This window comes from Kaarinaea lacus, from assembly GCF_975902315.1.
Genome location: NZ_CDLKIE010000030.1, coordinates 1 through 5,188 on the forward strand (window position 1 = coordinate 1; position 5,188 = coordinate 5,188).

A 5,188-nucleotide genomic window follows, 5' to 3' on the forward strand; every position below is an offset into this window, starting at 1 on the left:
GGACATTGTAAAGTATCTGCGGAACTCCTACCGCTTCGGCAACCGCACGATAATGCAGGTAAAGTCCTTCCTGGGTGGGTTTATTGTAATACGGGGTTACCAACAAACAGGCATCAGCACCCGCCTCCATGGCACAACGCGTTAAACCGATGGCTTCTTTGGTGGAATTTGATCCTGTGCCCGCAATAATGGGGATACGGCCTGCTGAAGTCTTAACGGCTCGTTTGATTGTGGCACAATGTTCTTCTTCATCCAGAGTAGCGGATTCACCGGTCGTTCCCACAGCGATAATTGCATCTGTTTTATTTTCCACATGGAATTCTATTAATCGATCCAGCGACTCGAAGTCCAGACTACCATCTTCAAGCATCGGTGTTACCAGAGCGACCATACTGCCGTGAAACATAGATTTTCTCCAAACGGGTAAAGTTTTACCTGACTTAAAATAACAAATCGGGGTCAGGTTGTTACGCCAAGGGCGTTAATGGTACTGAGCAAAAATACGGATGACAAGCGCACCAACTGTCTATTGTACATTTCATTGGTAGTCAAAACACCTTGCGCTTGTGGTTATTATTTAATCAACCAATCCATGATATACTGACGCAAATATTTAACTGCAAATTTTCACAACCACAACTACAATAGAGCGCGATGGATAATTTACTCGTAATTACAGCAGTAGGAAATGACCGCCCCGGCATCGTCGATAAACTTTCAGAAGCCATCATGGATAGCGGTTGTAATATTAACGATAGCCGGATGACGGTATTAGGTGGGGAGTTTGCCCTCATTTTAATGATATCGGGCAAGTGGAACGCACTTGCCAAACTGGAAAACCAGTTACCCGGACTAGGCGAGAAACTTTCTCTCACTATCACGTCAAAACGTACGGAACAGGAAACTCACCCCGAAGATTTACTAGCGTACTCAGTGGACGTGGTTTCCATGGATCACCCCGGCATCGTCTACAAGATTGCCAACTTTTTTTCTACTCGCAATATTAATATTCGAGAACTGAATACCAATAGTTATGCAGCGGCGCATACAGGTACGCCCATGTTTACCATGAGCATGGTGGTTAACGTACCCACCGATATCCGCATTGCCACATTACGAGAAGACTTCCTGGACTTTTGCGACGGTTTGAATATGGACGCAGTCCTCGAGCCATGCAAAGGTTAATTACAACTTATCAACAAGGAGCCTAAATGAGTAAAGTTGCACCAGGCAAAAAAGTTCCTGCCTTTAAGCTACCAGCAACCGGCGATCAAACGATTAAACTGGGAGATTTAAAAGGCAGCAAAGTTGTTATCTACTTTTACCCCAAAGACAGCACCCCAGGTTGCACCACAGAGGGGCTGGACTTTCAGGCCAACCTTACAAAATTCAAACGCGCCGGTGCAATTGTGCTGGGCGTATCACGCGACAGCATAGCTTCACATGAAAAATTTCGCGACAAACAGGGCTTCAAATTTGATTTGTTATCCGATGCCGATGAAACATTGTGCAAGCTCTTCGATGTCATCAAAGAAAAAAACATGTATGGCAAAAAAGTGATGGGCATCGAGCGCAGCACATTTTTAATAGATGAGAAAGGTGTATTAAAACAGGAATGGCGTAAAGTAAAAGTAGCCGGTCATGTGGATGAGGTTTTGGCGGCTGTTAAAGCTTTGAAGTAACCTTTACATTCATTGTAAAGCTAGCCTTTTGTTTACAGATGGCACTTCGCGCGACTCGCACACTTAAGTGACAGGACTACGATTTAACGACAGGTTCAGACTCAATTCCATCCGGCGGCTGCAAACTCGGCCACGCATTCAACACTGCTTTAACCAGGGTTGCCAGAGGAATCGCGAAAAACACTCCCCACAATCCCCATAATCCACCAAAAACCAGCACCGCGACTATTATGGCAACAGGATGCAGGTTTACCGCTTCGGAAAAAAGTAAAGGAACTAATACATTGCCATCCAGGGCCTGTACAACGCCGTAAGCCAGAATCAACCACGCAAAATCTGCACTCCAGCCCCACTGGAAATAGGCTATCATCGCTACCGGTATAGTAACCGCCGCCGCTCCAATGAATGGAATAATCACGGACAAGCCCACTAATACCGCCAGCAATAATGCATAGTTTAAACCCATGATCAAGAAGGTCACATAGGTAACTACTCCAACTATGACTATCTCGATAATTTTTCCTCGAACATAGTTACCAATCTGCAAATCCATTTCCTGCCATACCTGCGCAGCAAGACCACGTTCTTTAGGCATATATTTTTTAAGCCATTCAATAATTAGCTCTTTATCCTTCAGGAAAAAGAACACGAGTAACGGCACCAAAATACAATACACAACAAACGCAAACAGAATGGGTATCGATGAAAGTGAGACTGATAGAAAAGCCTGCCCCATACTGGTAACCTGCTTTCGCACATCTGTGACGATGTCATTGACCTGTGATTCAGATAAAATCTCCGGATAAATTTCCGGCAAGCGTAACAGGGCTTGCTGACCTTTATCCAGCTGGTTGGGTAATTCCTGGATTAACTGAGTAATCTGTTGTGACAGTACAGGAATTATTAACAGTATTAAAAACAGCAATGCCAGTAGAAATATCAAACATACTACAATAACTGCTGCCAGACGGGGTAAATTGTATTGCTCAAGCAGGGCCACTATAGCCTCCAGCATATAAGCAAGGGCAATAGCGATCAGAATAGGTGCCAGCATGCCACCCATGTAAATAACAATTAATAGCCCAAACAGTAACAATACCGCAAGGATAACTGCTTGCGGATCGGAAAAATTCCGTTGATACCATTTTTTAAAAATATCGAGCATGCTGTATTATTAACTTATGCTTTCTTACTGATTTTTAGATTCACCCTGGTTTTCGCTTATCAACTCATCGTAGTGGCGTTGAAAAAGTACTTCCAGTTCATCAATTACCAGGTGAGCTTCATGCCCCTGCATCACGTGTTTTGTCATCAGCACCGAGGTTTCGTTAAACAACTTGTCTTTTTCCAGCATCGGATAACTTGCTGTTAAGCGCTTAATGGCGCCAACCACAGTTTCTTCCGCAGGTCTTTCCTGCAGGACTGGCCTGGGAATCTCTTCCGGTTTATTCTCGCCAGTATCATCAGCCTTATGTGCCAGAAATTCCGCGAACTGCAGCAGGGTTTGCCGCTGACTTTCAGACAACTTCGAAAAATGTTTCAGCAACTTTTTTTCAACAGGTTTCATCGTATTCAGTTTGACGTGATGATATTAGGGATTATAGCCGGAAATCATTCCTGCCTGAGAAAGAAAATTATTAAAATGCAAACCATACCATTCCCTTGCCCGGTTTTCGGCATGATCACTACATCAACTACGGAATAATTATGTATCGGAGGATTGATGTGTTTCGCAATAGTTACGCGCAAAATCCAGTAATTCTTCCATGGCGCGTTGACGAAACTTGTGCTTTTGGTGCACAAAAGAAAATGGTCGCTCCAGCGGGGGATCCAGCTCAAGCACTGCCAAAGTACCCAGGCGAATCTCTTTTGACAAAGTGGCACGGGATATAATGCTGACGCCAATACCTGCTTCTACTGCACCTTTCAAAGCTTCCAGGCTACCCAACTCCATTATGACGTTGAGATGGCTTGAATCAACACCCGCTTCCTTGAGGTATTCAAGTATTACTTCACGAGTCCCGGAACCCTCTTCGCGACAGATATAGGGATATTCAACCAGGGTATTGAGTGAAATCTTTTCCTTGCCTGCCAATTCGTGCCCAGGAGGCACAATGGCAACCAGGCGATCTGTGCGACAGGTTTCAACGGACAGATTCTTATTGGCAACCGGTGCTTCTACTACACCAAGATCGATAACATTGTGCTCAACCATCGATACGATGCCATCCGTGTTGGACACCTTTAACCTTAAATTCACGTCGGGATACTTGGCTTTAAAATCGCCAAGCAGTGCCGGCAACATGTATTCGGCAATGGTGGTACTAGCCCCCAGTATCAGCACGCCGCTGATTTCACCGGTTAACTCACGAACGGAATTTTCAAGTTCATTGTAGAGCTGAAAAATCCTGTCCGCGTATTCGTATACTTTCTGGCCAGCTTCGGTAAGACTAATTCTATTGTGGGTACGATCAAATAAACGGGTATTGAAGTGTTCTTCTAATTGTCGGACTTGAAAGGTTACTGCCGGCTGGGTCATGTGCAAGGTTTCGGCAGCCTTGGTGAAACTAAGCAGCCGGGCAACCGTATAAAATACGTGGAGTCTTCGATCCGCCATTCGAATTACCCTTTGATATATGTATTAGATGATATAGATGATAATAGCAATTAATCTTTATAATAGAAATGTTTAATGGACTTTGTATATCTTAATGGATATGAATCAATGAAAAATAATAATGCTGCTTTTATGGTCTGGCTATTAAGTAATCACTTTTTCACGCTAAGATTATTCAATTCAGCGGCCTTACCACAAACCCTGAATGATCAATCCCTGAGTTAAATTTTGCGTCATTCATAACCGACCACGTGCCTCGCCAAACTATTTATCCTGTTTTATTCTGCTTAACTTTCATACGCTTCAATATTGGATGCTTATTGATCAATTCATCTTAATAATGTGCTGACGTTGATGAAAGGCGTGGAATTTATAAAGAAAGCATCCAATTTGTCGAAAATAACACTGCAAAACAGGAAAAATTCAGCCCAGGAAATGGATCATGCTCAGCAAATTTTTTAATTCCAACCTCGCCATAAAATTCATTACGCCCATCTGCGGTTTTACCATTATTTCCCTGTTGGTAGGCGGTTATGTGTTTACGAAAGTTGCCCGCACCTCCACCGACAATCAAATTGCCATTGCAGCAGAAGGACTGAAGGCAGAGCAAAACGCGGCACAAAACCGGGCATACCATCGACTCCTGGCAAAAGCAGACATCATTGGTGAATTCCTGGCAAAAACTGCACCTGCGCTAATTGAAGCATCCGACTTTGACACCATTCGTGATTATCAAAAACTTGCTGCTGCGGATGACGACATTCGTTATTCAGCCTATCTCAATGCTCAAGGTGATCCATTGCTGGATTATGCACTGCCCGACAACAAAATAAACATCATTGAAAAATCTTACGACATTATCTTAAAAGGTGAAAAACTGGGTTCGGTA

At 43.7% G+C, this 5,188-nt stretch carries 7 protein-coding genes; 3 read left to right on the forward strand and 4 right to left on the reverse strand.

Features of this window, described 5'->3' with window-relative positions; all coding sequences use genetic code 11:
* Positions 1–406: dihydrodipicolinate synthase family protein (locus ACWVCM_RS00495; protein WP_455199732.1), on the reverse strand; the 406-nt coding region annotated here is incomplete at its 3' end.
* 248 nt (positions 407–654) lie between these two features.
* Here ACWVCM_RS00495 and ACWVCM_RS00500 point away from each other — a divergent pair.
* Both ACWVCM_RS00500 and ACWVCM_RS00505 read left to right on the forward strand, forming a co-directional pair.
* Positions 655–1,185 (forward strand): glycine cleavage system protein R, encoded by a 531-nt coding sequence (locus ACWVCM_RS00500; RefSeq protein WP_455199733.1) that lies wholly within the window; start codon positions 655–657, stop codon positions 1,183–1,185.
* Positions 1,186–1,211: 26 nt separating this feature from the next.
* Positions 1,212–1,682 carry a peroxiredoxin gene (locus ACWVCM_RS00505; RefSeq protein WP_455199734.1) on the forward strand — a complete coding sequence of 157 codons (471 nt, stop codon included), beginning with the start codon at positions 1,212–1,214 and terminating at the stop codon, positions 1,680–1,682.
* 76 nt (positions 1,683–1,758) lie between these two features.
* Here the strand turns inward: ACWVCM_RS00505 and ACWVCM_RS00510 are convergent, their stop codons facing one another.
* The 3 genes from ACWVCM_RS00510 to ACWVCM_RS00520 form a co-directional block, all read right to left on the reverse strand.
* On the reverse strand, positions 1,759–2,847 hold the full coding sequence (locus tag ACWVCM_RS00510) for an AI-2E family transporter (protein WP_455199735.1): 1,089 nt from the start codon (positions 2,845–2,847) through the stop codon (positions 1,759–1,761).
* 24 nt (positions 2,848–2,871) lie between these two features.
* A complete protein-coding gene (locus ACWVCM_RS00515; protein WP_455199736.1) occupies positions 2,872–3,249 on the reverse strand; it encodes a DUF2281 domain-containing protein in 378 nt (125 codons plus the stop codon).
* Positions 3,250–3,387: 138 nt separating this feature from the next.
* Positions 3,388–4,299 (reverse strand): selenium metabolism-associated LysR family transcriptional regulator, encoded by a 912-nt coding sequence (locus tag ACWVCM_RS00520; RefSeq protein WP_455199737.1) that lies wholly within the window; start codon positions 4,297–4,299, stop codon positions 3,388–3,390.
* 442 nt (positions 4,300–4,741) lie between these two features.
* Between ACWVCM_RS00520 and ACWVCM_RS00525 the strand changes: the two genes are divergently transcribed.
* On the forward strand, positions 4,742–5,188 hold a 447-nt coding region (locus ACWVCM_RS00525), incomplete at its 3' end, for a hypothetical protein (protein WP_455199738.1).